The sequence below is a fragment of the Geomonas sp. RF6 genome (genome assembly GCF_021044625.1).
Lineage (GTDB): Bacteria > Desulfobacterota > Desulfuromonadia > Geobacterales > Geobacteraceae > RF6.
Window position 1 is genome coordinate 3258926 of record NZ_CP087999.1, and the last position, 23632, is coordinate 3282557.

General features: G+C 60.9%; 18 protein-coding genes, 1 tRNA gene and 1 riboswitch. Of the genes, 11 read left to right on the top strand and 8 right to left on the bottom strand.

Translation table 11 applies throughout. From position 1 onward, the window contains the following. Positions 1 to 65: 65 nt before the first annotated feature. Positions 66 to 2960, bottom strand: coding sequence for an ATP-binding protein (locus LPW11_RS14055; RefSeq protein WP_230994502.1), 2895 nt, complete (start codon positions 2958 to 2960; stop codon positions 66 to 68). 494 nt (positions 2961 to 3454) lie between these two features. On the opposite strand from LPW11_RS14055, the gene LPW11_RS14060 reads away from it, so the two are divergent. The 3 genes from LPW11_RS14060 (at position 3455) to LPW11_RS14070 (ending at position 5659) form a co-directional block, all read left to right on the top strand. Continuing rightward, the gene (locus LPW11_RS14060; RefSeq protein ID WP_230994503.1) at positions 3455 to 3895 is read left to right on the top strand and encodes a YsnF/AvaK domain-containing protein; all 441 of its coding nucleotides are present in this window, start codon (positions 3455 to 3457) and stop codon (positions 3893 to 3895) included. A gap of 61 nt (positions 3896 to 3956) precedes the next feature. Then, positions 3957 to 5426: a YsnF/AvaK domain-containing protein gene (locus LPW11_RS14065; protein ID WP_230994504.1), complete on the top strand. Its 1470-nt coding sequence runs from the start codon at positions 3957 to 3959 to the stop codon at positions 5424 to 5426. 44 nt (positions 5427 to 5470) lie between these two features. Further along, the gene (locus tag LPW11_RS14070) at positions 5471 to 5659 is read left to right on the top strand and encodes a hypothetical protein (protein ID WP_230994505.1); all 189 of its coding nucleotides are present in this window, start codon (positions 5471 to 5473) and stop codon (positions 5657 to 5659) included. Positions 5660 to 5980: 321 nt separating this feature from the next. Here the strand turns inward: LPW11_RS14070 and LPW11_RS14075 are convergent, their stop codons facing one another. Further along, the gene (locus LPW11_RS14075) at positions 5981 to 7225 is read right to left on the bottom strand and encodes an MFS transporter (RefSeq protein ID WP_230994506.1); all 1245 of its coding nucleotides are present in this window, start codon (positions 7223 to 7225) and stop codon (positions 5981 to 5983) included. A 422-nt stretch (positions 7226 to 7647) separates the two neighbouring features. Beyond that, positions 7648 to 7724, top strand: a riboswitch (cyclic di-GMP riboswitch). Positions 7725 to 7873: 149 nt separating this feature from the next. Between LPW11_RS14075 and LPW11_RS14080 the strand changes: the two genes are divergently transcribed. Together LPW11_RS14080 and LPW11_RS14085 are read left to right on the top strand one after the other, a co-directional pair. Next, positions 7874 to 8863 carry a GNAT family N-acetyltransferase gene (locus tag LPW11_RS14080; RefSeq protein ID WP_230994507.1) on the top strand — a complete coding sequence of 330 codons (990 nt, stop codon included), beginning with the start codon at positions 7874 to 7876 and terminating at the stop codon, positions 8861 to 8863. A gap of 44 nt (positions 8864 to 8907) precedes the next feature. Next, a complete protein-coding gene (locus LPW11_RS14085; RefSeq protein ID WP_230994508.1) occupies positions 8908 to 10299 on the top strand; it encodes an aminotransferase class I/II-fold pyridoxal phosphate-dependent enzyme in 1392 nt (463 codons plus the stop codon). A gap of 30 nt (positions 10300 to 10329) precedes the next feature. Here the strand turns inward: LPW11_RS14085 and LPW11_RS14090 are convergent, their stop codons facing one another. The 4 genes from LPW11_RS14090 to LPW11_RS14105 form a co-directional block, all read right to left on the bottom strand. Next, a complete protein-coding gene (locus LPW11_RS14090; RefSeq protein WP_230994509.1) occupies positions 10330 to 10665 on the bottom strand; it encodes a hypothetical protein in 336 nt (111 codons plus the stop codon). A 210-nt stretch (positions 10666 to 10875) separates the two neighbouring features. Beyond that, a tRNA-Thr gene (locus LPW11_RS14095) sits at positions 10876 to 10951 on the bottom strand. 106 nt (positions 10952 to 11057) lie between these two features. Then, complete coding sequence (gene tatA / locus LPW11_RS14100; RefSeq protein WP_230994510.1) at positions 11058 to 11228, bottom strand: twin-arginine translocase TatA/TatE family subunit; 171 nt, start codon at positions 11226 to 11228, stop codon at positions 11058 to 11060. 125 nt (positions 11229 to 11353) lie between these two features. Beyond that, positions 11354 to 13123 (bottom strand): fumarate hydratase, encoded by a 1770-nt coding sequence (locus tag LPW11_RS14105; RefSeq protein ID WP_230994511.1) that lies wholly within the window; start codon positions 13121 to 13123, stop codon positions 11354 to 11356. A gap of 738 nt (positions 13124 to 13861) precedes the next feature. On the opposite strand from LPW11_RS14105, the gene LPW11_RS14110 reads away from it, so the two are divergent. The 4 genes from LPW11_RS14110 (at position 13862) to LPW11_RS14125 (ending at position 20524) form a co-directional block, all read left to right on the top strand. Beyond that, entirely contained in the window at positions 13862 to 15619 is a 1758-nt protein-coding gene (locus LPW11_RS14110) for a transporter substrate-binding domain-containing protein (RefSeq protein ID WP_230994512.1), read from the top strand. Beyond that, positions 15616 to 17028 (top strand): sigma-54-dependent transcriptional regulator, encoded by a 1413-nt coding sequence (locus LPW11_RS14115; protein ID WP_230994513.1) that lies wholly within the window; start codon positions 15616 to 15618, stop codon positions 17026 to 17028. The genes LPW11_RS14110 and LPW11_RS14115 overlap by 4 nt, the downstream gene beginning before the upstream one ends. Positions 17029 to 17333: 305 nt before the next feature. After that, the gene (locus tag LPW11_RS14120; protein WP_230994514.1) at positions 17334 to 19097 is read left to right on the top strand and encodes a flavocytochrome c; all 1764 of its coding nucleotides are present in this window, start codon (positions 17334 to 17336) and stop codon (positions 19095 to 19097) included. Between the two features lie 203 nt (positions 19098 to 19300). Next, the gene (locus tag LPW11_RS14125; protein WP_230994515.1) at positions 19301 to 20524 is read left to right on the top strand and encodes an MFS transporter; all 1224 of its coding nucleotides are present in this window, start codon (positions 19301 to 19303) and stop codon (positions 20522 to 20524) included. Here LPW11_RS14125 and LPW11_RS14130 read toward each other — a convergent pair. Both LPW11_RS14130 and LPW11_RS14135 read right to left on the bottom strand, forming a co-directional pair. Next, complete coding sequence (locus tag LPW11_RS14130) at positions 20521 to 20985, bottom strand: pyridoxamine 5'-phosphate oxidase family protein (protein WP_230994516.1); 465 nt, start codon at positions 20983 to 20985, stop codon at positions 20521 to 20523. The genes LPW11_RS14125 and LPW11_RS14130 overlap by 4 nt on opposite strands. Positions 20986 to 21136: 151 nt before the next feature. Beyond that, complete coding sequence (locus tag LPW11_RS14135; RefSeq protein ID WP_230994517.1) at positions 21137 to 21379, bottom strand: type II toxin-antitoxin system Phd/YefM family antitoxin; 243 nt, start codon at positions 21377 to 21379, stop codon at positions 21137 to 21139. Between the two features lie 275 nt (positions 21380 to 21654). Between LPW11_RS14135 and LPW11_RS14140 the strand changes: the two genes are divergently transcribed. Then, the gene (locus LPW11_RS14140) at positions 21655 to 22344 is read left to right on the top strand and encodes a hypothetical protein (RefSeq protein WP_230994518.1); all 690 of its coding nucleotides are present in this window, start codon (positions 21655 to 21657) and stop codon (positions 22342 to 22344) included. A 261-nt stretch (positions 22345 to 22605) separates the two neighbouring features. Further along, positions 22606 to 23580: a sulfurtransferase gene (locus tag LPW11_RS14145; protein ID WP_230994519.1), complete on the top strand. Its 975-nt coding sequence runs from the start codon at positions 22606 to 22608 to the stop codon at positions 23578 to 23580. The last annotated feature ends 52 nt before the right edge of the window (positions 23581 to 23632 follow it).

A 23632-nucleotide genomic window follows, 5' to 3' on the forward strand; every position in this document is an offset into this window, starting at 1 on the left:
GGCACGAAAAAAGGCCGGAGTCATTGCGACCCGGCCTTTCCTGTACCGTCCTCCTTCCGCTCGCACTATTCCGGCAGCGTGAAGTAGAAGGTCGCCCCGCGTCCCGGATGCGACTCCGCCCAGACCCTGCCGCCGTGCTTCTTCACGATCCTCTCCACCGTGGCCAGCCCGATCCCGTGCCCGCGGAAGGCGTCGGCTCCCGGCAGCCTCTGGAATGGCTGGAAGAGCTTCTCCACGTGCGCCATGTCGAAGCCTATCCCGTTGTCACTCACGAAAAATGTGTCCTCTCCTGCCACGATCTTTCTGCCGAACTCGATGATAGTGCTTTCCCTTTCTCCACTGTACTTCCAGGCGTTCCCGAGGAGATTTTCGAGGACCACGGTGACGAGCCCTTCGTCGCAGGTGGCCACCACCCCCTCCTGTACCTTCACCTCGACCCGGCGTTCCGGGGCTTCGAGCCTCAGCCGTGTCAATACCGCCTTTGCGTGTCCAGAGAGGTCCACCGTCTCGCGGCGCAGCTCGCTCTTGGTGAGGCGGGAAAACCTCAGCATGGCGTCGATCAGATCGTTCATGCGCAGGGCGGCGCGGTAGATCTGCTTCACGTACTCGCTGCACGACTCACTCATCTCGTTGCCGCACTCCATGGGGATCCCCTGGCTGTAGCCGCAGATGACATTCAACGGCTGGCGCAGGTCGTGTGACACCGAATAGTTGAAGGCCTCCAGTTGGGCGTTTACCTCCTCAAGGTCGGCAGCCCGCGCCTCGAGGGCGGAATTGAGCCGCTCCACCTCTTCCTGTGCCGCGATGCGGTCGGTGATGTCGATGGCGACTCCGCACAGCTGCACCGGCGGGCCGTCAGATCCCGGCACGCCGAATCTGCTCACCAGGAAGTGGTGGTCCCTTCCGTCGTGGAGCGGCAGCGTCTCGATCGTCCTGATGCCACCCTCCGCGAGGACGCGCTTCTCCTTCTCCCCGAAAAGGCGCGCCATGTCCTGCCCGAAGATCTCCTCGTCCGTCTTCCCCTGCAACGTGGCCATCGGCACCGAAATCGTCCTCTCCACCTCCGGATTGACGTAGAGGTAATGACCCCCGGGGTCCTTCATCCAGGCCGCGGCGGGGAGGTGCTCCATGAAGGAGGCGAGGCGCTGCTCGCTTTGGTGCCGCGCCTCTTCCGCGAGCTTTCGCTCGGTTATGTCGAGATGGGCGATGACTGCGCCGCCGAAATGGTTGGTGGGACGAAGGACGTGCATGAGGTACCACCGCTTCTCGTCCGGCGAGTCGCACGGGTACTCCAGCTCGAAATGGTCGCGGTCTCCGGAAAGCACAGACTCGATCCCCTCCAGGGCCTCGCGTGCCAGCGGGTCCGCCTCGTCGGCAGCTTTTCGACAGACGGAGAGATAGTTTACCCCCACCCCGATTCCGGCCCTTCCGGTCGCACCGTTCGCCTCCGCAAAGCGCAGCCACGGCCGGTTGATGTCCAGAATGGTGGCATCTTTGTCTATAACCGCGATGTGTGCGGGGAGAGAATCGAGGATGCCTTGCTTGAAGCTCTCCGCCTGCCGCCTGTCTGTGATGTCCTGCACAGTCCCGAGGCGGGCGGCCGTTTCGCAGCTCTCGCAGGGGAGGGAGTCGATGAGCACCTGCACCTCGGCGAACGTGTCACCTGTTTTCACCTTTGCCTCGAAATGGCGGGACCGGTCGCCCAGGACATCCTTCCTCACCCCTTCGATCTCTTCCTTTTGGAAGTGCGTCTCGAGAAATTCCTCAAGGGATGGTGTGCCGAGTGCCGGATCGCGGCGAAAGATCTGGAACATCCCTTCCGACCAGGTGAGCTTGCTGCGCACCCTGTCATAGTGAAAGTACCCCCACTTGCCGATCTTCTCCGCCATTCTCAAGCAGGAGTCACTTTCCATCAGCGCCTTGAAAAGACGGGCCGTCTGCAGCGCGAACGATACGGAACCGTGCAGCTTCGCCGCGAAATCTTTCTGAAGCTCGGTAAATTCCACCAGGCGCGAGTGGTAGTGGAACGAGAGGCTTCCTATCACCTCCCCCTTCACGATGAGCGGGAATTCGAGCAGGGAGCGGATATCCAGCATCGCCATGAGTTGCGGCTGAGAGGAGCTGCCATGACGGGTGTGGCAGATGGTGACGATCTCTCCTGCCTGAGCGGACATTTCCGTTTTTCTCACCTCGTCGCTTCTGAAAACCCTCCCGACCAGCGTCTGCGACAGCTTGTGCACGTAGCGCACGTGCCAATCCTCACCCTCCTTCAGGAAAAGGATGGCAGATTCCGCGCCGAGCGCGTCGTTTGCAGCGGCGATGACCTTCCGGAAGATTTCGTCGGTGTCGAGATTGGAGTAGATCATCCTGTCGATACGATTGATGGCCTCGCCGAGATGCTTCGCCTCTGTCAGCTTTTCACGCAGGGCGCAAAGATCCCTCTGCGCTGCGGCATTGTGCTGGGCAGTGGCAAGGGCGTCGGAAACCTTCAGTGCATAATCCTTCTCCAACTGGCTGAACGTTCTGGGGGCGGTGTGGAAGTGGTAGGAGAGGGCGGCGACAATCCCGTCCTCGTGCAGAACCGGCACAGCCATGAGAGATCGAATGCCGTACTCCTGCATGAGGGCGTTGTTGGCGCGCATATCGGTGCAGGCATCCTCTATCAGCACCGCTTTCCGGGCCATAACAGCGAGCGCCGCATGGGGGAGCTCCTCGTCCGAAAAGGTTGCCGTCTCGTGCGCCTGAGGCAGGTGGTACCCCCGGCTGACGACCCACTGCTCTCCCTCGCGCCGGAAGAGGGCGGCGGAGTCGCTTCCGAGAGCTTGTGCGCTCGCTGTGACGACGCATGTCATCACATCGCCAACGTCATTGGCTTTGGCGGCAAATATCAGTATCTCGTTGAGGCTGCTGAGAAGGTCGAAGGCGCGTCTGCTTTCGTCGGTGGAGTCTGATGCGGTCATGTATACATCCTTGTAAACATGTAAGTACGTGCACCGCCCACTTCATAACCGAAGGACTTTGCTCCCATTATACCTCATAATTATTGGGCTATTAACCTTCAGCGTGATGACACTATATGTGTTGAAAAGAGAGCTGTGACTAACGGAGGAAGTGCTAGAGTTCAGCAAAAAAGGTATGGAGGAGAATTTGGAAAATGCTTCTGATTCATCATCGGCCTGTCGTCTCTACAGTGTCAGTGGTATAGGACCTTCTCTTTCTACCATTAATTAGGGATTACGTTAAACTGCGTAGTGCAGCTAGTACTTTAATGTCTGCGGCTTCCTCTGCTGCTGTCGCAACGCTCTTAATGAGTTTAAAGCCCCACGCTTCACGAAATCCTATATACCTTGAAGATATGGAGCCGTTGTCATAGAATTAATAATATTACATAGGTAAAAGGTGCTTCGTTTTTCAGTATTTGCGTGCGGACTTTAATGCGCAAGGGGAGACGGTCGTGGATAAAAAGAGTTTCCTTTGGGGTGACTCACGACGGGAGAAGTCGCCATCCGGCAGGGTGGAGGACGAAAAGGTCATTCCTGTCGTGGAAGAGGAGTTGCGGGTAGGGAAAAGAGTGGTGGAAGACGGTGTTACCCGGGTCAAAAAGGTTGTTCATGAACGGGAAGAGACCGTGGATATGCCCCTTCTGAAGGAACAGGTGCATGTCGAGCGGGTGCCGATAAATGCGGTGATTGACGCACCGGTCGGGATCAGGCAGGAGGGTGACGTGACGGTGGTCCCTCTGATCGAGGAGGTTCTGGTGGTTGAGAAAAAGCTCCTCCTGAAGGAAGAGCTCCATATCACCAAGGAGCAGACCACCGTAAGGCAACCTCAGACAGAGGTGCTGAAGAGTGAGCAGGCGATTGTGGAGCATGTTGATGAACCTCGAAAGAAGTAACCGTGCTGCAGGGAGCTTGGGCACGGCGGCAATCCGCCACACAGCAAGGAGGATTTAGCATATGGCAAAGACAGTCGTAGGCTTGATGGACAGCATGAGACAGGCTGAACTGGTCGTGCGCGACCTGGAGAGCAGCGGATTCGATAGAGGCTCCATAAACCTGGTAGGGAGCCATCGCGGTGGGACGACGGGAACAACCGGCGACGTGCACGAACTGAAGGATGAGAAAAAGAGCGCCACGGCGGAAGGGGCTGCGACAGGCGCCGGTGCGGGCGCGGCGGTCGGCGGGCTGGCAGGGTTTGTTGCAGGACTCACCGCTCTCACCATTCCCGGGATCGGACCTGCGCTCGCCCTCGGGCCTCTGGGTGCGGCCCTTGCTGGAGCCGGCATCGGTGCGGTGGCAGGCGGGGGTATCGGTGCCCTGATGAAGATGGGGGTGCCGGAGAAGGATGCCCATTACTATATGGAAGGTGTCAAGAGGGGGGGCGTCCTCGTGACGGTAACGTGCCCCGAAGACAGGGTCGATCACGCGGCGAACATCATGCAGAAGCATGGCGCGATCGACATAGACAGGACCGCGGAGCACTGGAAGAAGGAGGGGTGGACCGGCTTCCAGACCGAAGGGCACCGCGACGAGACGATCCACAGGACCGGCACGACGCGCGCCGAAGGGGTTGAGCGCACCGAAGGAATTGAGCGGGGCAGGGAAGATGTCCGGCTTTCGGAACGGGCCAACGAGGAGATTTCGCCGCGTCTGAAACAGGATATGGCTGATGAGCGCAGGGAGGGGCTGAACATCAGTCGCGACACCGCCCTTCCGGAGCGTGAGCGGAGCGACATGACCGGCCGCACCGGGCAGGAGCGGACCGAGATGACCGGCCGCACGGGGCAGGAGAGGGTTATTCCTGTAACCGAGGAGCAGGTCAAAGTCGGGAAACGTGAAGTCCCCGAGGGGATGGTGCGGGTGTACAGCCACATTGAATCCGTCCCCATCCAGGAGAATGTGTCGCTGCGCGAAGAGCACGCGAAGGTGGAGCGCCGGCCGGTGGATCGTCCGATTTCCGGAAGCGAGCGTGATGCCTTCAAGGAGGCGTCGGTAGAGGTTCGTGAAATGAGGGAAGAGCCCGTGGTATCGAAAGAGGCACGGGTGAAGGAAGAGGTGCTGGTAGGGAAGGAAACGAGCCAGCGGATGGAGACTGTCAGCGAAACGGCACGCCAGACGAGGGTAGACGTGGACCGCAGCGGCGAGGGGCGGCAGCACGGCATGGCCGCCACAGGGCTCAATGCCGAGGACGAGGATTTCCGCAGGCATTACCAGAGCATGTACGGCGGCAAGGGTGACTTTGAAGCGTACCGCTCCGCCTATCATTATGCCGATGAAGATAAAGAGGCTGCCCGCTTCCAAGGACGGGATTGGTCGGAGGTGGAAGAAGACCTGCACCGCTCGTGGGACAGGAATCATCCTGCCGGCAGCTGGGCGCAGTTTAAGGAAGCGATCCGCTACGGGTGGAACAAGAAGCGTCACATCTAGCAGGTGACCTGCCAGGAGCACCGTCCCTGGTCAAGGAGGAGTAAATGCCAAAGGTGTATCCGACTCCAACTGGAACGGAGAAGGGCGGCACGGAGCATAAGGACACCGGAGTGAAGAAGACGTTTGGTGTCTATGACAAGCCCGCGCGGACTTCTTCACCGGCGATGATAGCCGCCGTGGTAATCGCGGCGATAGTAATTTTCCTTGTAATAATGATGCTGATGCGGCAGTAGGAAGGGAGTTTAGCTCCCGAAACTGCAATAGAAATCGGCAAGGCGCCGTCGCTCGAAAGGGCGCGGGCTTTGCCGATTTTCTTGTTATCAGGGTGATTCCGGGAGAGCATTGGTGCCTGTGCTCCAGCGCGTGCCGGCTCCCGAATCACGCGCCTCTCGTTCCGAAGCTCCAGCTTTGGAACGGGCTTGCCCGCGAGGCTCTGCCTCGCCACCTACGCCATTACCGTTATCCGCTGACGCGGATGCAAAGCCGGAGCTTCGCATCCAGGGTGCGTCCCCAAGGTGGACCTTGGGAACGAGTATCTAGTCGCCTCCATCTCGCTACGGATACTCCTCCAGAAAATCCATCTCCTTGTGAAAAGTCTCCTGAAGCCTCCAGAGGGAGAAGAGCGCAACTGCCATGCAGATCGCCCCGACGCACCAGGCCCCCCTCTCCAGCCCCATGCTCTGCCGGAAGAGCTGAAAGAGCATCGTTATGGGGATCACCATGCCGCGCACGAAATTCGGCACGGTGGTGGCGACGGTGGCTCGAAGATTGGTGCCGAATTGCTCCGCCGCTATCGTCACGAAGATCGCCCAGTACCCGCTGGCGAAGCCGAGAAAGGTGCAGATCGCGTAGAAGCTCGACGCTTCAGCCCCCCCCGCCATGAAATACCCCACCACCCCCATTACCGTCAGCCCAAGGAAAATGAGGACGACGCGGCGACGGCTCTTCAGGAGCTGGCTCAGCACTCCGCTTGCGACATCCCCGAACACCAGACCCAGGTAGCAGTACATGACGGCATTTCCTGCGCTGATGCTCCCCCTGATGCCGAGGGCCTTCGCGAATTCCGGGGAGAAGGTGATGAGGATGCCGACGACAAACCAGGTGGGGACGCCGATCATGATGGAGTGGAAGAAGCGGCCAAAGCGGTCGGTGCTGGTAAAGAGCGACAGAAAGTCGCCACGCCGCACGGCGCTCTCCTCCAAGCCGCGAAACATCCCGCTCTCTGCGACCTTGAGGCGCAGGACCAGCAGGAGGAGCCCCAGCACGCCGCCGATGACGAAGGCGCTGCGCCAGTCGAACTGCTTCGCTATGAAGTTCGCGAGGATTGCTCCGGATACCCCGACGGACGCGACGATCATCGTCCCGTACCCGCGCATCGTCTTTCGCAGCACCTCGCTTACCAGGGTGATCCCCGCGCCGAGCTCTCCGGCAAGGCCGACGCCGGCGAGGAAGCGCAGGCAGGCGTAGGAGGGGAGGGTATGGACCATTGCATTGCCGAGATTGGCAAGGGAGTAGAGGCAGATGGAGCCAAACATGATCTTCAGCCGCCCCTTGCGGTCTCCGAGGACACCCCAGAGTATCCCTCCCATGAGCATCCCGGCCATCTGCATGTTCAACAGGAAGACGCCGCGGTTGATGAGCTCCTGCCCGGTAAGCCCGAGGTCCTTCAGGCTTTCGACCCGGATGATGCTGAAAAGGACCAGGTCGTAGATGTCCACGAAGTATCCTAGGGCGGCCACGATGACCGGCATGCTGAAAATCTGCGCTGCCACTTCTCGCGGGGTGTGGCGATCGGTCATGCAGTTCTCCTTCGGGAAAGTGTGCGGCATCTTATTTACTTTCCGATGCGATGTCAATGAAGGGGCCTGCCTGTTGACGGCAAAACCGACGGACCGCAAAGACGCAAAGGACGCAAAGGACGCAAAGGACGCAAAGGGAAACGCGCCGCAACGGGGGGAAGAGATCGGTTGTAATGCTTAAAGAGTGTCTCGCTCTTTGCCGCTTATCCTCAAGCTGACAGTCAGGACGATTCGTCTTCGCTATTACAAACCGCTGCACTACTGTATCAATTCGGTCTGCCGAATTTCTCTGCAACTTGTCTCTTTCACAGGGATCCTTCCTCCCTATTTCACTCTTTCTCTAATTATGTCGCCATACTACATCTTTACTTTTGCCGGTTTCTTTTCACTCAACTGCTATACTTTTTCTAGAAAAGACGGGGATAACGAAAAGCCATGCCGTTCGCGAGGACGGTGCGGAAAGCCGTAAGGGTCTCACGAAGACAGCCAGGCTGCCGAAACATCCATCCGGATCAACGGCCCTGGCTTTGTCTTTTGAAGCCATGCCGATATCCTCTGTATTTGACGGGTAGAATGCCCAAGTGAGGCCTTATGACTCTTGTCATCAAAGTCGTAGGTAGTGAAGACAATCAGAGGTGGGATGATTTTGTGACTGCGAGCCCAAACGGCTCCATCTATCACCACTCCGCATGGCGCACCGTTCTGGAGACGACATACGGCTACCGCCCCCTCTACCTGGCTCTGGAGCACACGGGATCGCGGGAGTTCCACGGCGTGTACCCCTTCATGCTGGTGCAGAGCAGGTTCACCGGCGACCGGCTGGTGTCGTTGCCGTTCACGTCGTTCTGTCCCCCCCTTGTCCCGCACGATGCGGTGGCGGACATGGTGCGCTACAACCTGCAGAAAAACCCGGAGATTCAGTATCTCGAGCTGAAGTCGGGAGACCCTTTGCACGACGTGCCTGACTTTTTGGTCGAGCACTGCAGCCACGTCACGCACATGCTCGACCTGCGCCCCGGGGAATCGAAGGTGTACCAGAAGTTTCATTCCACCAGCATCCGGCAGAGGATCCGCCGGGCCGAGAAGAACGGTTTCCGCGTGCGCCTTGCAAAGGATGTGGAGGACCTGAAAGGCTTCTACCGGTTGCACATCGGCATCCGGAAGAAACACGGGCTCCCTCCCCACCCCTTCAAGTTCTTCCGCAACATGTGGCATGAGCTGGCGCCCAGGAACCTCCTCTTCGTTCCGCTGCTCGAGTACCAGGGGAGGGTGATCGCCGCCGCCTTCACCCTCAAGTTCAGGGACACCTTCACCTACGAGTACAGCGCGTCCGATGAGGCGTACCTCAACCTCTCACCCAACCAGATGCTCATCTGGGAGGTGATCAAGATCGCCTGCAGCGAAGGGGCCAGCTACTTCGACTTCGGCAGGTCGTCCCTCGACAACCCTTCGCTCATCGAGTTCAAGGAGCGCTGGGGGGCGGAGAAGCTGGCGCTGTCGTACTACTACTATCCGAAGATGAACAAGGTCGGTATGGAAGGAAGTCTCGGGCGCCGCATCCTGAACCGCGCCAACCGCATCCTGCCGAGGGCGTTGCTGCAGATGGAAGGGGAGCTTGTCTACCGGCACCTGGGGTAGCAGGAGAGTGTGACGCCGAGACAGCCAAAACGAGGAGGATTACCGTGAACCAGACATCCAGCAGGGGGGGGGCGCGAGGTCGCCTGACTCTCCCTATTTTACCCCGGCGCCATCATGCCCTGCTCGGGGGGACGGTCGACTATGACGACTGCCTCTGCGCGGTGCAGCATCTGCTCGATCCGCGAAAGCTCGTGCAGGGAGAGTCGCTCGCGCGCTACGAGACGGAGTTTGCCCGCACCATCGGGGTAAAGTACGGCATAAGCTTTTCCAGCGGACGCGTCGGTCTCTACGGCCTGTTGCGCGCGCTCGGAGTAGAGACGGAAGACGAGGTCCTGCTCCAGGCTCCGACGCATATAGTGGTGGCAAATGCCATCCGCTACACCGGCGCGACCCCGATCTATGTCGACTGCCTGCCGCAGAACTACAACATGGACATGGCCGACGCGGAGCGAAAGGTCACCCCCCGCTGCAAGGTACTCCTGCTGCAGCACACCTTCGGGATACCGGCACAGCTTACCGAGGCGCAGGAGTTTGCCAGGCGCCACGGCCTCGTGCTCATCGAGGACTGCGTGCACGCCCTCGGCTCGCGTTTCAACGGCAGGCCGGTGGGGAGTTTCGGGCGGGCCGCCTTCTTCAGTACTGAGGAGACGAAGACAATCTCCACCACCATGGGGGGGATGGTGGTGACGGACGATCCGCAGCTGGCGGAAAAGATGCGGGAATTTCAGGCGGAATGCGCCCCTCCACCACCTGCGCTGGCAGCGCGCTACCTGGTGAAGCTCCTCATGTACTTTGTTCTGGGGCACCCGTGGATCCACTACTACAGCCGTGCCACCTATGAGCTGCTCGGCAAGCGCCTGCCATTGCCGAGGCCGACGGTGCGCGATGAGCTCCTCGGGCTGAAACCGTGGCGCTACGAGCAGAGGCTGAGCAACGCGCAGGCGGCAGTGGGACTGTGCCAGCTGGCCGACCTCGGCCGAATCGTCGCGCACCGCCGCAGCATCTCGGAGTATTACCACGGGGCGCTTGGCGCACTCGGGTACGCGGTGCCGGTACTCCCTGCGGGGGCGGAACCTGCCTATGTGCGCTTTCCGGTATGGGTGGCGGACCGGGCCCAGCTGGTGCGGCTTTCCACCTCGCGCCTCGTGCTCGGCACCTGGTTCACCTCCGTCCTTGAAGAGGCGATGACCCCGGAGTGCGGTGGCTATATCAAAGGCTCCTGCCCCAATGCGGAGGAGGCGGCGAGGCACCTGGTGAACCTCCCCACCCATCCGCGCATCACGGCGGCCGATGCCCGTGACCTCGTCGCGCTCTTCCGGAGCGAGGCGATGGCGCAGGCAATACCCGTTGTGCCGGTTTCTCAACTGAAGGGGGGAAATGAGGAGAGAGTGCCGCGACGGGTGAGTGAGCCGCGCGCCCACTCCCCTTTCCTGTAGGGAGTGGCGATGCCGTATTGACAGGCGGGACTATTCTGCGGGGGGAGCACTCTCCTCCCGCTCGGGCAACGGCACGAGTATGAAATTGTCGTCGTGGGTTGCATGAAAGAGGGCGAAGAGGGTGCCCTCTTTCTCTATCTGGTCCACGACTTCCGCGACCCGAATTCCCAGCGCTTCCGCGTACTCCTTTGGAGGAACCATTACATACCCTTCGTGGTGCAGCTTCGCGGCCACGGACGAAAAAGACAGCCACGACTCCAGCTCCATCACGTTTTCCTGAGGCCCTCGCATCACATACTGCCCGAAGTCATACCTGCTATCCAGCCGCATTGCGGACGTCCTGATCTGTTCCAGAGTGAACTTCATGAGGCTCCTCCGGTGCCTGCCCCTCCGAGGCAAGATGGAACGGGGGGGCGGGGGCATTTCTTGGTAACCACCTGAAAAAGTGTAGCACCAGACGGTGCTTTCTTCACTGGGAGAGGCGTGAGCTGCAGCAGTAATCCAGGTGGGCGCGCACAGATGGTGGCGTGTGCGGCAGGTGCGTGCGGGATTTTGAAAGTGTGGAGCTTGAAAAGCTGGAGCCGGCGGGAGGACTTGAACACCCCATCTGCTGAATACCATTCAGCCGTTCTACCAATTGAACTACACCGGCTTGAGAAGATCTACCAAGGGAAGGTTTGTTGCAACGTTCAGACAAAACTGATGATACCCGATCCTGGATAGATGGCAACTCAGGCAAAAAAAATCGTGTCGAAACTCTACTGGGCCTTCTCGTTGATCTGCACGAAGTCGTCTTCGGTCGTTGCTTTCTTGAAGTTCCTGATCCCGCTGCCGAGGGCTTGCCCCAACTGCGGGATCTTCCCGGGTCCTACGACGATGAGGGCTATGACTGCGATAATTATGAGTTCCGGCATTCCTAATCCGAACATGGTGTTCTCCGCTTGTCTCGAGTGTATGGTGTATGAAATGTAGGCCGGAATAAGCGCAAGCGTTTCCGGCATTACCTGGGCAGCCGCTCCCCCTCCACCAGGAAGAGGGAGCAGCTGCGCCGTCCTTACCCGGTTATCTTCTTGTACAGGTCGTTCCCCTTGTCATCGACGAGGATGAAGGCGGGGAAGTCGACCACCTCGATCTTCCACACCGACTCCATCCCCAGCTCCGGATAATCAAGACATTCCACCTTTCTGATGTTCTCCTTCGCGAGAATCGCGGCGGGACCGCCGATGGAACCGAGGTAGAACCCGCCGTTCTTTTTGCACGCGTCGGTCACCTGCTTGCTGCGGTTTCCTTTGGCGATCATGATCATGGAGCCGCCGTTTGCCTGGAGAAGCTCCACGTAGGAGTCCATGCGGCCGGCGGTGGTGGGGCCGAAGGAGCCGGAGGCGTACCCCTGCGGCGTCTTCGCGGGGCCCGCGTAGTAGATCGGGTGCTTTGTCAGATACTCCGGGAGACCCAGCCCCTTGTCGAGCCTCTCCTTGAACTTGGTGTGGGCGATGTCGCGCGCCACGATGACCGTGCCGGAGAGGGAGAGGCGCGTGCCGACCGGGTACTTGCTGATCTGCGCGAGGACCTCTTTCATCGGCGCATTCACGTCGATCTTCACGCCGTCGTCCGTTTTCATCCGAGCGGAGATGGGAAGGAAGCGCCCCGGGTTACGCTCCAGTTCCTCGAGCCAGATCCCATTGCGGTCGATCTTCGCCTTGACGTTTCGGTCAGCCGAGCAGGAGACCCCCATGCCGATCGGGCAGGAGGCGCCGTGGCGCGGCAGGCGTATGACCCGCACGTCGAGGGCGAAGTACTTGCCGCCGAACTGTGCGCCGTACCCGCATTTGTAGGCGGCCTGCAGGAGCTTTTTCTCGAGCTCCAGATCCCTGAATGCCTGGCCGGCCTTGTTGCCGGAGGTGGGGAGAGTGTCCAGGTACTTCGTGGAGGCGAGCTTCACAGTCTTCAGACACGCTTCAGCGGAGGTGCCGCCGACGACGAAGGCGAGGTGGTACGGAGGGCACGCCGCGGTGCCGAGACTCTTCATCTTTTCTACCAGGAACTTCTCCAGGCTCGCGGGGTTCAGCACTGCCTTCGTCTCCTGGAAGAGCATCGTCTTGTTAGCCGAGCCACCCCCTTTGGCCACGAAGAGGAACTTGTACTCCATCCCGGTCGTCGCCATGACGTCGATCTGGGCCGGGAGGTTCACGCCGTTGTTGATCTCCTCGTACATGTCGAGCGGGATGGTCTGGGAGTAGCGCAGGTCCTCCTCGGTATATGTCTTGTACACACCGGCGGAAAGGAAGTGCTCGTCGCTGCCGGCTACCAGCACTCGCTGCCCTTTCTTCGCGAAGATGGTGGCGGTGCCGGTGTCCTGACAGATCGGGAGACGGAACTGCGCCGCGACCTCGGCGTTGCGCAGCATCGTCGTCGCCACATAACGGTCGTTGTCGGAAGCCTCGGGATCGGAGAGGATGGCCGCGACCTGCTCCAGGTGAGCGGGCCTGAGGAGGAAGCTGACGTCCTTCATGGCGGCGTTGGCAAGGAAGGTCAGCCCCTTCGGGTCGATCTGCAACATCTCCTTGCCGTTCACCTTGGTGACGGATACGTACTTGTCGGTGAGGAGCGTGTATTTCGTCTTGTCCGGCCCCAGGGGGTAAGGGTCCTGGACCTTGAAGGCGGGGGCCTTGCGGTCACCCTTGGTAGGCGCAACGACCGGCTCTGTTTCCAGCTCTTCGGACGCCCCCTCTGCATTGATCCTGTTGACTCCCATCAGCGCTGCTGCCGAAAGCGCCGAAACGGTTGCACTTTTCTTCAGAAAATCCCTTCTGCTAACCGACATCTACTGCCTCCTTCTCTCCTTGGTAAGTTGACTGTCCTTTGAAGTTGTCTCGACCGATTCTGCCGGGAACGCTCCGCTTATCCCGGCCTACATGTTTTTCCGTCTGTGATGTCGCCCGCGCCGCGCTGGAGCGCAGGCATCTTGCCTGCGATGGCTGCGAAGCAGCCACACGTCCCGCCCATCGGACGCCGGGGAGCTACGTTTTCTCCCTGAGCATAGACAATGCCGTCTCTGTTTATTTTGCTAAGTGGTTGAAATCGAAGATTCTTTGCGCTGCAGGCGGGTTGGCTGCCGCATGGAAGGCCGATAGCCACCGGTTATGACAGCCAAAAGGAGAGTTGCCGTGAGATGCAAAAAATGCAGTGACTTCAACATGATGCGCCGCGGCATAACCGCGGGTTATAGCTATAGCCTTTTGTCATACGGAATCCTGAAAGCGCTCTCGCGGCCCTCGGCTGCCTCCCAGGGGTTCCGAGGGAGCGTGGGGTACATTGCCACGAAGCACTGCAGTAGGCCTAACGTTCCCCCCTTTGCGAAGGGGGGGACGCGAGGCCTCGTGCGGCCCTTCATTGGAACATAATACGGCTTCCCCGAAATTGTCGGATGAGCCTTCGCAAAGGGGGGACGTAATAGCCTCGCCTACTCCTTTGAGGGCACACAATCCCCTTGGTTTCTGCAATTCAGGAAGAACCTTTGCGATTGACTCTGCGCGGGCAGAAGGTGTATCAAGCAGGTAAGATGTCTCGACTGCGCCACATTTTGCTCCCCGCAACTGCCCCCTTGGCCGCCATCCTTCTGGCGGTCGCACTCCTCCTTCATGCCGGCTTCGCCCATGCTGCCACCGCCGACGCGAGCTCGCAGCCGGTCGTCATCGGGGGGGATCGCTCCTACCCTCCGTACGAATTCCTGGACCGCGACGGGAAGCCCGCGGGGTACAACGTGGAGCTTTCCAGGGCGATCGCCGAGGTCATGGGGATGCAGATCGAGTTTCGCCTCGGCAGCTGGTCCGATGCGCGCGACGCCCTGCGAGACGGAAGGGTCGACGTCCTCCAGGGAATCTCCTTTTCCCAGGAGCGCTCGCGCGAGATAGACTTCTCCATCCCCCATGCGGTCATCAACCACGCCGTCTTTGCCCGCCGCGGTGCGCCCCCCATATCGTCCCTCGACGATCTCGCGGGGAAGGAGGTGGCGCTGCATCGTGGCGGCATCATGCACGACCAGCTGGTTCACTCCGGCTTTCGCGGCACCATGCGCCTCACCGACACCCCCGCCGACGCCCTGCGTCTTGCCGCCTCCGGCCGCTGCGATTACGCCCTCGTCGCTATCCTCCCCGGGATGTACCTCATCCGCCAGCTCAAGCTCACCAATCTGACTCCGATGGTGCGAAACATTGCGGCGCAGAAGTACTGCTATGGCGTGTTGAAGGGGCGCTCGGAGCTCCTGTCAAGGTTCAACGAGGGGCTGGCCATCCTGAAGCAGACGGGGCAGTACGACGCCATCCAGGCTAAATGGCTCGGTGTGCTGGAGCCGAAGACGACCGATTGGCGCACGGTGGCAAAGTACGCGGCGGTGGTGGTCGTCCCTCTCCTGATCCTTCTCGGGGCGATAGCGCTCTGGACCCGCACGCTGCACCGGCAGGTGGCGCTGCGCACCGCGGACCTCACCCGCGAGGTGGCCGAGCGGCGGCGGGCGGAGGAGGATCTGAGGGTGAACCAGCAGCAGCTCGTGCAGGCGGACAAGATGGCGGCGCTCGGGGTCCTCGTCTCCGGCGTCGCCCACGAGATCAACAACCCCACGGGACTCATCCTCCTGGAGACGCCGAAGCTGAAGCGCTTCTTTGCGGACGCCTCCCGCATTCTCGAGCGCTACTACGAGGAAAACGGCGATTTCCGCTGCGGCGGGATTCCCTACTCGCGCATGAGGGAGATCGTCCCGGAGAGCCTGGACAAGCTGCAGGAGTCGGGGAAGCGGATAAAACGGATCGTCAGCGACCTGAAGGATTTCGCACGGCACGACGACCGGGCGGGAGAGGAACTGGTGGACCTCAATGAGGCGGCGGGCGCCGCCGTGCGTCTCGTGGAGCACGAGATCCGCAAGGCCACCACCGCCTTTACTGCCCGCTACGGCGAAAGGCTCCCGAGGTTTCGCGGCAGCACACAGCGCATCGAGCAGGTCATCGTGAACCTGATCCTGAATGCCTGCCAGGCGCTCCCCGCGCCGGACCGGGCCATCGAGCTCACGACCCGGTACGATCAGGGAGTCGGCGTGACCCTCACGCTGCGCGACGAGGGGAACGGCGTTGCGCCGGAGAACCTGTCGCGGCTCACCGATCCCTTCTTCACCACGAAACGGGAGTGGGGGGGGACGGGGCTCGGCCTCTCCGTTTCCGCCGGGATAGTGAAGGAGCACGGCGGCACTCTTTCCTTCAAGTCGACCCCCGGCAGCGGCACCACGGTCGCGATGATTATTCCGGCTTTCCGTGAGGAGGAGCTATGACAGATACCCTTTATCCCGATTTCGATGTTCTTCTCGTCGACGACGAGCCCGCCTGGACCGGCTCCCTTGCGCTCTCCCTTGAATCGTGCGCGGGGATCAACCGCATCGTCCCCTGCAACGACAGCAGGGAGGTGAGCGCCATCCTGGAGCGGGGGACGGTCGGCGTCGTCCTGCTCGATCTCACCATGCCTCACCTCTCCGGCGAGGACCTCCTCGAGCTGATCGCGGAGCGGCATCCGGAAATCTGCACCATCGTCCTTAGCGGGCTCGACCAGATCGAGACGGTCGTGCGCTGCATGCAGCGCGGGGCCTTCGACTATTTCGTGAAGACGGATGAGGAGGACAGGATCGTGGCGGGGGTGCTGCGCGCGGTGCGCATGCAGGAGCTGCAGCGCGACCACCGGGAGATGGCGAGCCGCCTCAGCGCACCGGCGGTGCGGCACCCCGAGGTATTCGCCGACATCGTGACGAAGGACCCGGCGATGCACGCGCTCTTCTCCTATGTGGAGGCGGTGGCCCACAGCCCCCAGCCGCTCCTCATCACGGGCGAGACGGGGGTCGGGAAGGAGCTCTTTGCCCGTGCCGCGCACCGGCTGAGCGGCTGCAAGGGAAAGCTGGTGACAGTGAACGTGGCGGGTCTTGATGACACCGTCTTTGCCGACACCCTTTTCGGGCACCTGCGCGGAGCCTTTACCGGCGCGGAGCAGGCGCGTCGCGGCATGGTGGAGGAAGCAGCCGGCGGCACGCTCTTTTTGGACGAGATCGGCGACCTCAGCATCCCCTCCCAGGTGAAGCTCCTGCGGCTCCTGCAGGAGGGTGAATATTTCCCTCTCGGGGCGGACCTGCCGAAGCGGCTCAAGGCGCGCGTCATCGTCGCCACACACCATGATCTCGCCTCCAGGGAGGCTGCCGGCACCTTCCGCCGAGACCTCTTTTATCGGCTGCGTACCCACCATGTGCAGGTGCCCCCCCTGCGGGAGCGGAAGGGGGATCTCCCGCTGCTCCTGGACCACTTCCTGGCGCAGGCCGCCCACGAGCTGGGAAAGAAGAAGCCGACACCGCCGCGGGAACTCCCGCAGCTTCTTTCGGTGTACAACTTCCCCGGTAACGTGAGGGAACTGAAGGCGATGGTGTACGACGCGGTGAGCCTGCACCGCGACCGCGTGCTCTCCATGGACTCCTTCGCGAAGGTGCTGGAGCGCCGGGAGGGAGGGGCGGTCCCCCCCGCGGCATCGGAACGGCAGAATCCGTTCGCAGGGTTCGACGAGCTCCCCACCTTCAGCGATGCCGCGGCATTTCTGGTGCAGGAGGCGCTGCACCGGGCGAAGGGAAACCAGACCCTCGCGGCGCGCCTCCTCGGCATCTCACAGCCGGCACTCAACAAGCGACTGAAGCAGCTTCGCAGCTGAAAGGGGTATGAGCGGAGGTTATACGATACCTTCCGGTTATACCTGCCGTTTTCCGCCCGCAGCGCGGCTTGCCGCGCCCGCCCCCCTTTTGCCATAACCTCCGGTTATCCCCCTTTTCTTTCCGTCGCGACCTTCTCATCCCGCCAAAGCCTTGTAGAATTTAGGACTTATTCCCCCCATTAAATTTTGGCACTCCAAATGCTCATAAGCGGCGTGAACTTCACACGCAGAGGACGTGCTTGCGTCCGCTGCCATAAGGGAATAGGGAAGAGCGGTCCAAAACTGGTCCACGAAAGGAGAAAAAAATGAGAAGGTTCAGGCTGGGTTTACTGATGGCGGCGGTGCTGATGGTGATGTCGGCGACCGCACTCTGGGCGGCGGAGGGGAAGGGGTCCCTCGTGGAACTGCACAAGGGGAAGGCGAAATGCGCGGACTGCCACGGCAGCGGCAAGAAGATCGCCGTGGACGATTCGGAGGCATCGGTAAACAAGGGGTGCATCGGCTGTCACGGGACGCTGGAGGAAATGGGGAAGCACTCCAAGGAAGAGGTGAACCCCCACAGATCACATCTCGGTGAGATCAACTGTACCGCCTGCCACCACGGGCACACCGCATCGTACGTGTACTGCCTCAATTGCCACTCCTTCGACATGAAGATCCCCGCTGGCGGAGCAAAGGCGGCCGAGAAGGCGCCCGCAAAGCAGAAGGGGAAGATGCGCACGGAGAAGGCGGATGTCGTGGTCATAGGCGCTGGTGCGGCCGGCTTCACCACGGCGATCACTGCGCATGACGCAGGGGCGAAGGTCGTCATCATCGAGAAGCAGCCGATCACCGGCGGAAACAGCATGCTGGCGGCCGGCGGGATGAACGCCGCCGAGACTGTCTTCCAGAAGAAGAAGGGGATCAAGGACTCGGTGGAGCTCATGTACAAGGACACCATGGTGGGCGGCGGTGAGCTGAACGATCCTGCCCTTGCGATGATCCTCGCCAAGAACTCCGCCTCCTCTGTCGACTGGCTCACCAGCCTCGGCGCGGATCTGAGCGACGTGGGGCGCATGGGGGGCGCGAGTGTCGACCGCACCCACCGCCCGAAAGGTGGTTCGGCGGTCGGCGCCCACATCATCAACGTGCTGCGCAAGAATGCGGCTGACCGCAAGATCGACATCCGGATGAACAGCAAGGTCGTAAAGATCGTGGAAGACGCCAAGGGGAACGTCACCGGTGTGGTCGTGGAAGGCAAGCACAGCGGCCCCTACACCATCAACGCGAAAGCGGTCGTCATCACCGCCGGCGGCTTCTCCGCCAACCCCGAGCGCGTCGCCTACTACCGTCCGGAGTACAAGGGGATGACCACCTCCAACCAGCCGGGCGCGACCGGTGACGGCATCGACCTCGGCACTGCCGTCGGTGCCGATGTGAAGGACATGAAGGAGATCCAGATCCACCCGACCGTCGCTGCCGGCAGCCGCATCCTCATCACCGAGGCGGTACGCGGCAACGGCGCAATCCTCGTCAACCAGGAAGGGAAGCGCTTCGTAAACGAGCTCACCACCCGCGACAAGGCTTCCGCCGCTATCCTCGCGCAGACCGGGAAATCTGCATATCTCGTCTTCGACGAAGGTGTGCGCCAGAGCCTCAAGCAGATCGACGGCTACTTCCATCTCGACCTGGTGCAGCAAGGGGCGACCGTGAGGGGTCTCGCTGCTGCTCTGAAGGTGCCGGCGGATGCGCTGGAGGCGACGATCGCGAACTACAACAAGGCAGTGGAGACGAAGACCGACGCAGAGTTCAAGCGTCCGGACATGCCGCGCCCCCTGAAGACGCCGAAGTACTATGCCATCGCGGTGAAGCCGGGCGTCCACTACACCATGGGGGGGCTGAAGATCACCACCGAGAGCGAAGTCGTGGCGAAAGACGGCAAGCCCATTCCCGGTCTTTTCGCAGCGGGTGAGGGGACCGGCGGCGTGCATGGCAAAAACCGCCTCGGCGGCAACTCCATCTCGCAGACCGTCACCTTCGGCAGAATCGCCGGCGCAAGCGCGGTGAAGTGCGTGAAGGGTGTGAAGTAGCAGGCAGGTAGGTTCGAAAGGGTGGAGCGGGTGGGGGACTCCCGATGGTTGTCCCTCACCCGCTCCCGACCTGGCTCCATGAGGCACTGTCGCCCTCGCGTCCCTCCCCTTTCAAGGGGGAGGACAGGAGGGGGATGGGGGCTTGTATGCCGGAATAAGCGCAGCGTTTCCGGCACAAGATGCTCAAGGTTCGGTGCAGCATGATGAGAAATAAAGAATTCCGCATCTTCTGGACCGGGCAGACGATCTCCTGGCTGGGGGGGGGGACCCAGTCGGTCGCCCAGGGGTGGCTCGTGTGGACCCTCACCAGGTCTCCCGCTCAGCTGGCGCTCACCGCCATCATGGTGTCGCTGCCGGCTCTCCTTTTTTCCCTTCTCGGCGGCGTCACGGCCGATCGCCTCAGCAAGCGCACCCTCCTCATAGCCACTCAGACGGCGTCGACCATTCCCGCCCTTCTTCTTGGGCTCCTCACCATGTACGGTCGGATCAGCGCCTCCGGCATTCTCGTGCTCGCCTTCGTACAGGGGATGCTGAACGCATTCGATATCCCGGCACGCCAGGCGTATCTGGCGGAGCTCGTTCCCCGCGACCGGCTCTGCCGCGCAGTGGCTCTCAACTCAGTCTCCTTCAATGCGACACGCATGCTGGGGCCTGCCATTGCCGGCTGCACCATTGCGGCGTTCGGCACGGCCCCCTGCTTCTTCATAAATGGCGCGAGCTTCCTCATCGGCGTCGGCACTCTCCTTCTGCTCCCGCCGAGCCCGCAGTCGTGGAGGCCTGAGCTCTCCAGGGTCGGCCTGCCGCTTCGGGACCTGCGTGACGGGCTTTTCTTTGTCCTGAAGGAAAGGGAGATCAGGCGCGCGTTGCTCCTGGTCGTACTGGTAAGCCTTTTGTGCATCCCATTTGTGCCGCTTCTCCCGGTCTTTGCGGAGGGGTTGCGGGTGGGGGCACAAGGACTGGGGATAATGTCGGCGTGCGCCGGGAGCGGGTCCCTTGTGGCGGCCCTCGCCCTGGCTGCACGGAAAGAAAGGAATGGTATGAGGGGGGGAGCAGCGGTGGCCGGGATGGTCTTTGCCGCCGCCCTCTTTCTCTTCGCGGGCTCCCGTGACTATCGCCTCTGCCTCGGGACCCTCGTTGTCGCCGGCGCAGGCGTCGTCGTTTTTCTCGCGCACATCAACGCCTTTGTCCAGCAGGCAGCACCGTCGTCTCTGCGGGGGAGAGTGATGGGGGCATATACCTTTGCGCTCCTCGGGATGGCGCCGGTGGGGAGTGCCCTCATGGGGTGGCTGGCTTCGAGACTGGGGGCTTCAGGCGCTCTCTCGCTGACTTCCACCATCTGTCTCGCAGCCCTCATGCTCTTCTCTTTTCCCTCCGCTCCCCTCCCGGAGGAGCCTTCTCCTGAGGTACCGGTTACCACCAGGCTCTAGTTGCGCTTCCCCCTGATCCCTTCGATGTCGATCCGGAACGCTTTCGTCCGTGCTCCCAGGTCATCGATGTACTTCAGCCTCTCCGCCTCGCTCTTCTTCGGAAAGTACTTCGCCAGGAGCCCTTCCAGCGCCATCTGCTTTTCATCGGCGACCGCCTCGGATGCCTTCCCCGCGACAATGACACTCTCATAGCGTGTGGAGAACTTCTCGAGCGCCACCTCGGTCTTTCCGACGACGCAAAACGAGACCCGCGGCTCCGCGGCCAGGTTTTCCAGCTTGTGCCCCTCCACCGCGCAGTGGAAGTAGATGGCGCCGCCCCTTACGAAGTAATTGAGCGGGACGCCGTACGGCGCTCCGTCGGCCCCGACGGTAGATAGTACACCGTACACTCCCCGCTCCAGCAGCTCTTTTGCGTCGGCCTCGCTGATCTCCCTCTCCTTGCGGCGCACTTCCCTTTGCATGACAGAACCTCCTGGCTGGCAATAGTGGCTTCGAGCGCGGGATTGTACTTCCTTTATGAACGGAAGACAAGCTGGATCGGCGGGATGTGAAACAGCGGAGGCGAACAGGGGAGGGTGGGAAGGTGCTACAGAATCAGCCACCCTCCGCGCGTCATACAGTTGATTTCGAAGGGTCCCACTCTTCGAGCTCCACTGGTTCCAATGGTGCTTCGTATTTCACCACCGTGTTTCTAAGACCACGAAAGAGATCTTCCATGTCTGCTACATAAGGTACGACCTTGAGAACTGGACGACCTCGGTCTGTTATCACTACTTCTTCGCCAGTCTGCTCGACCAGCCGAAAGTAATTCAGTGAGCGGGACCAAAACTTTAGTTTTGAAACCGTCTTCATCATGCACCTCCTTCTAAGGACCATGGTAGCAGGCTGAGAAGAAGAGGAGGAGGTCAAAGTAATTAGTAAGGCCTCAGTAGGAGGCGTAAACCGCCGTCCACGGGTGGAACTTCGCCGGGGGGGAAGCGGATTTCGCCCTCAAGAATCTCTTCACCCTTGCCGATTGTAATTCGTGAAGGCTAATGCGAGGCGGCTAAGGTAGTCCCGAAGTCACAGCCGGGGCTGACGTCCCACTTTTAACGCGACGGCGGAAACGGAGAAAAGTGAGGGAACGATATATGAAAGAGGGAAACGACAGTTACCTCGAGGATCTGCGCACCGCATGGGTGAATGGAGGTAATCCACGCCCCCTGATCGAGGAACTCCTTCGGCTGAAAAGGATGGAGGAGGCAGGGGCGCTGGCGCGGCTGGCACTTGATGCCGCCGACTGCCCGGATCGTGCCGCGATCGAGAAGCTGCTGGAGCAGACAGGGGCTCCCCCTCCGGGGTGGGCGGACGCGGTGGTGGACTTTTCCCGGAACCCGACGGCCGAGAAGTGGGATGCCCTTATGTACTTCACTCCGCAGGAGGTCCTCTACGAGCGCACTAGGAACACGCTGCGCATGCTACGCCGGCTCGGGACCGATGCAAACACACTCTTTCGCTGTGCAACGCGAGATGCGACCTTTCCTGAGGCATTCGAACTTGTCGAGTCCGGTGAGGTCGATCCGGAGACAGTCCTTGAGCGGGCCGCTAAGGCGCCGCCCCAGACGAAGGGGCTGTGGCTTGGGCTGGCAGCCGAGGCTGCCTTTGCTCGTGGGGATGAACTGGGGACCGTCAGGTTCCTGAAGATGGCCTGTGATCATGCGGTCAAAGGGGTGGGGCCGGAGATGAGCGTAAAGGCGATTCGCTCCCGCGCGGGCTCCTCGCTGAACGAGATGCTGGACAGAATCGGGGTCCCTCGCCACGCCTCGGGCCGCTCGTCATAATAAAGCGCTACCTGTGCAATTCGGAATGGCGGGCTGCGTTCTGTCACCTCCACATCTCGCCGCTCCCCCCACACATTTTCCCCACATTCTCCCCAACTTCTCGCGTCTTCTTATCCTCTCCGCACAACTCCTACCTTCCTGCTCAGAAATAAATAATGCAGTCGAACCAGATTGGTGTGGAAAAAGAGATTGCTTTCTTGAGCAAAATAGTAGTAACTACCTCCACGCAATATTTACTGTACTACATGGTGGAGGTGTGGAATGTTCTCGAGGTTATTCAGGAAGGTTGTCCCGATCGCACTGATTGTCGCAGGGCTCGCGTCAGCAGCGTCGGCACAGCCGCAGGCGAAGGGATATAAAGGGTATGCCCGGGGCAATGCCCTCATCACGGCGAAGGAGCTGAAGCAGCTCATCGATGCGAAGGACCCGAAACTGGTAATCCTCGCAGCGGAAAACGATCTGGAGTTCCGCCTCGGTCACATTCCCGGCTCCCTCCAGGTCGATCGTCCGGCTTATGAGGCGCCGGCCGATACGCAGGGGGGCATCACCGGCAACATCATCGACGCCGCAGGGTTTACCAAGCTCGCACAGCAGTTGGGCGTCAGCAAGGATTCCAAGGTCGTCGTCTACGACACGAAGTACGACGCGACGCGCATCTGGTGGGCCTTCTACTACTACGGCAAAACCGATGTCAGGGTGCTCGACGGCGGGATCAAGGCGTGGAAGGATAGCGGCTACGACACCGACATCCTCGATAACCACGTGGCCAAGCACGGCTCCTTCGTGGCAAAGGTCACCGCTCCGCGCCTGAGGGTCGACACCCCCGAGATCGTTGCTCTGCAGGGAAGCAGCAAGGGGCAGCTCTGGGACAACCGCGACAAGAAAGAGTACTGCGGCGAGGAGCTGAAGAAGGGAGCGTACCGGAAGGGGCGCATTCCCTGGGGGAAGCAGAGCGACTGGGTGCTCTTCAAGAAGAAGGAGAACCTTGGCGAGTGGATCAGCGCAGCGGATGCGCAAGGGGTGCTGAAGAAGCTCGGCGTCGATGCGAAGAAGAATCAGTATTTCTTCTGCCAGTCCGGCGTTCGCTCCGCCCAGGTCCTCTTCACCTTCTACCTCCTGGGGGTGCCGGTGGAGAAACTGCACAACTATGACAGCTCCTGGATCGGCTGGTCCAAGGACCCGTCGCTGCCGATCGAAACCGGGTGCGCAGTGCCGACGGTAGCGGTTGCCAACTAGGCAGCTTTTCAAGTATGTTTAGTCCCACAACTTGGCCGGTCTCTGACCGGCC

Excerpts from the sequence above, each read along its gene's own strand:
- LPW11_RS14055 (WP_230994502.1), bottom strand. The coding sequence starts at position 2,960 with ATGACCGCATCAGACTCCACCGACGAAAGCAGACGCGCCTTCGACCTT.
- LPW11_RS14065 (WP_230994504.1), top strand. The coding sequence starts at position 3,957 with ATGGCAAAGACAGTCGTAGGCTTGATGGACAGCATGAGACAGGCTGAA.
- LPW11_RS14070 (WP_230994505.1), top strand. The coding sequence starts at position 5,471 with ATGCCAAAGGTGTATCCGACTCCAACTGGAACGGAGAAGGGCGGCACG.
- LPW11_RS14075 (WP_230994506.1), bottom strand. The coding sequence starts at position 7,225 with ATGACCGATCGCCACACCCCGCGAGAAGTGGCAGCGCAGATTTTCAGC.
- LPW11_RS14090 (WP_230994509.1), bottom strand. The coding sequence starts at position 10,665 with ATGAAGTTCACTCTGGAACAGATCAGGACGTCCGCAATGCGGCTGGAT.
- tatA (WP_230994510.1), bottom strand. The coding sequence starts at position 11,228 with ATGTTCGGATTAGGAATGCCGGAACTCATAATTATCGCAGTCATAGCC.
- LPW11_RS14105 (WP_230994511.1), bottom strand. The coding sequence starts at position 13,123 with ATGTCGGTTAGCAGAAGGGATTTTCTGAAGAAAAGTGCAACCGTTTCG.
- LPW11_RS14110 (WP_230994512.1), top strand. The coding sequence starts at position 13,862 with ATGTCTCGACTGCGCCACATTTTGCTCCCCGCAACTGCCCCCTTGGCC.
- LPW11_RS14115 (WP_230994513.1), top strand. The coding sequence starts at position 15,616 with ATGACAGATACCCTTTATCCCGATTTCGATGTTCTTCTCGTCGACGAC.
- LPW11_RS14120 (WP_230994514.1), top strand. The coding sequence starts at position 17,334 with ATGAGAAGGTTCAGGCTGGGTTTACTGATGGCGGCGGTGCTGATGGTG.
- LPW11_RS14125 (WP_230994515.1), top strand. The coding sequence starts at position 19,301 with ATGAGAAATAAAGAATTCCGCATCTTCTGGACCGGGCAGACGATCTCC.
- LPW11_RS14130 (WP_230994516.1), bottom strand. The coding sequence starts at position 20,985 with ATGCAAAGGGAAGTGCGCCGCAAGGAGAGGGAGATCAGCGAGGCCGAC.
- LPW11_RS14135 (WP_230994517.1), bottom strand. The coding sequence starts at position 21,379 with ATGATGAAGACGGTTTCAAAACTAAAGTTTTGGTCCCGCTCACTGAAT.
- LPW11_RS14140 (WP_230994518.1), top strand. The coding sequence starts at position 21,655 with ATGAAAGAGGGAAACGACAGTTACCTCGAGGATCTGCGCACCGCATGG.
- LPW11_RS14145 (WP_230994519.1), top strand. The coding sequence starts at position 22,606 with ATGTTCTCGAGGTTATTCAGGAAGGTTGTCCCGATCGCACTGATTGTC.